The organism is Chitinophaga sp., from assembly GCF_036566945.1.
Lineage (GTDB): Bacteria > Bacteroidota > Bacteroidia > Chitinophagales > Chitinophagaceae > Chitinophaga.
The window spans coordinates 1-2931 of sequence record NZ_DATCVJ010001088.1; the positions used below are offsets into that span (position 1 = coordinate 1).

Below are 2931 nucleotides of genomic sequence, written 5' to 3' on the forward strand. Positions count from 1 at the left end.
GGGCGGATTGACTTCCCAATTTCCAATGTCATATTTTTTGCATTGCTGTTATTCTCATCCACCGACTGATTGGTACTCTGTAACGCCTTGTCCGTATTAAACACACTACTTTCATTATTGCTGTTGCTATGAGAGGTGTTACTATTCAATGCAGCACCGGCATAAAAGGTATTGCTATTCTGCTTCTTATCATATCTTGTCTGGAAGTTCTGTGCGGTGTTGGTCGTCCGGCTGCTACTCTGATTTTCCTGTAACAGGGAGCTGTCGCCACCCAGTGAGGTAACCATTTGGGTATTGCGTACCTGGTCATTAATATTGTTCTTCAGAAAATAACCCGCATTGAGGCGATTTGACTTATTATAATCCGGATCTGGCACAAAGTCATGCTGAAACACAATTCCGGCCGAATTCGGCCTGTTAAGGCCCTCCATCCTGAAATTTGACTGATACTCCGTCCCTGTTCCCACCCCTTTAAAGGTACTGTTGCGCAGCAGTTGACTGGCATCGGCAGCTTCTTTATTAATGTTATTGCTCGCGGCGACCAATCCGATCTGGGTTTGAGGCGAAAAAAAGTTAAGGCTCGCATCTGCCTCATACCGTTCCCGGGAACCATAACCAGCCGATACCTTTCCAAAATGTCCCATCCGCTTATTCGCCTTTAACTTGATATTCACTTCCGTAACGGAATCCAGCGGATTGTCTTTATTCTTGTTTTGCTGATACACCTGCACTTTATCTACCGCATCTTTGGGAATATTTTGAGTAGCCACCCGTTTATCTCCTCCAAAAAAAGGCTTACCATCCACCAGCACACTCTTCACCTCTTTTCCGTTGACCGTAATGGTACCGTCGCCCCAAAGGGTTACGCCGGGCAGTACCCGCAGCAGGTCCTCGGTTTGTGCATTAGGGTCCATCTTAAACGCATCGGCGTTAAATTCGAGTGTATCCCCATTCATCTGCACCGGCGGCACAGCGATTACTTCGATGCCCTTCAAACTATTCTCTCCCTGTTCGAGATTGAGTTGCTTTAAATCAATATCACTCCCCGTGATAGTAAATTTTTTCGCAAAACTCCGATAGCCCATATAGCTCACCACAATTCGGAGTGCCTGGTTCACCGGCAATTCTTTAAAACGAAATTCCCCGAAGTTGTCAGCCAACTGGTAACTGACCAAACTGGAATCTTTCACCACATACACCGCCAACGTAGCCGCAGGAAGGGAATAATTATGAACAGAGTCCCGCACCGTGCCATTGGCGGTACCTATCCAGGTACTGTCTTTTTTTTGAGAGAAGGCAATGGAAGATATTAACATCAACAACAAGGGCATTAACAGCGTAGATATTCTTATCATCTGAGTCTTTTGCGTAGATATAAAATTTGTTACAAACAACACTGCATAGGGCTTAACATGACGGTCAACTTTTCATGTAGGGCATTTGCGATTCTCTTACCCTTAAATGTAATTTATAATTCCAATTTTTTTTGTGGAATCAGGGAGATGAAAACTTTAGCAGGCATAAAAAAGCCCCGGACTTTTGATCCGGGGCTATCTCCTTAAATTAAGGCAATTATTGTACGATCGCTGTTTTACCATCCAGCAGCCACTCCGGCTTCATTTTCACACCCATCCATGCCAGTATATTTACCGCCAGGTCCATAGAATGTGGCACCAATAAAGTGGCATCAATGTCGGAAGGATTCAGCAATTCTTTTTTCACATCCCACTGCAAACCATTGGAAATAGTCAGGTTGGCACCGGTAGGACTGTAATCCTTGATAAAATTACCGGTAGGGCCTTCATTCGCTTTCCAGTAGCCAATGAGTGAGCTATAGCTGGGATGCCCCTGGGTAACCGTTTTGAAAGCCCAGTCATTGATCAACGACTCTGAAAGAACGCTGCTCCATACACGAATATCTGCTACATAGTTATCACCGGAACCATCGTCGCCATTATAACCATAGTTCAGTGTACCATCGGTACCTATCACAAAGGGAAGTCCTGCATCTACATTGCCTTGTCCTTTAATGCTGGGGCCAGACACAAAAAACTTTCCATCTTTATAAAAGCTGACTACTCCCTGCCTGTCAAAAGTTATGCTGATATGATGCCACTTTCCGTCGGCCACCGGAGGCCCGTTACGCACATCTACCCTGGAACCGGATACACCTTTGAAGTTAAGCCGGATGTTGCCACCAGTTTTGTAAATCACCCAGCCGGTATTGCTGCCACTACCCCAGTTTTTATTGGCAATGATGCCATGATCATCACCACCAGCATAAGTAGTTTGAATATTAAACTCAATCGTAAAGTCCTGCGCTGCACCGAAATGAAAAGCCGCATCGTTGGAAAAGGCCGCATGATCCAGTCCATCTCTGCGATAAAAGAAAGGGAAAGTACCTTCATAAGGCACATTCAGTGCTGGTATTTCCTGCACCTGTCGCGTGAGACGCGGGTTATAATACAACAGGAAGTTATTCCGCTCTGCAAATGAACTACCGCCATAGGTCCCTTCTTCGGTACCACCATGATTGGAAGCAATGATAACGAGCCAGTCTTCCGTATTGTAACTTTTCCTTGCCCGCAGTGCGCCCAGGATTTCTCCGATATACGCATCTGTTTGACGAATAGCATCCGTATAGGCGCTGGCGTTAGCAGAGAACCCATTGTTTACACCCGCCGTATTTACCGCACTGAAAGCCACTACCAGCACATCCGGATTATTATGCTGCAATCTGCCTATCGCTGAGTCTTTTGCGGCAGCATCATTACCGGTGGTTTTCACCAGCGTATTCACGCCGGCTTTTTGCTGTAGGGTATCATTGAGGGAAGCACTGCTGCTGATACTGGTAATATCGAGTGCCTTATCCGCCAGTCGTTGTGCGAAAGAAGGATAAGTTGCGAGGTTATTACCGGCGTAGGCGCTGCC

At 46.1% G+C, this 2931-nt stretch carries 1 protein-coding gene and 1 pseudogene; both read right to left on the bottom strand.

Annotated elements, in window-relative coordinates; genetic code table 11:
• Positions 1-1355: pseudogene (locus tag VIP81_RS32755) on the bottom strand (hypothetical protein); the annotation flags it as partial.
• A 217-nt stretch (positions 1356-1572) separates the two neighbouring features.
• Positions 1573-2931, bottom strand: a 1359-nt coding sequence (locus tag VIP81_RS32760; protein WP_331972237.1) for a LamG-like jellyroll fold domain-containing protein, incomplete at its 5' end; no start/stop codon positions are given.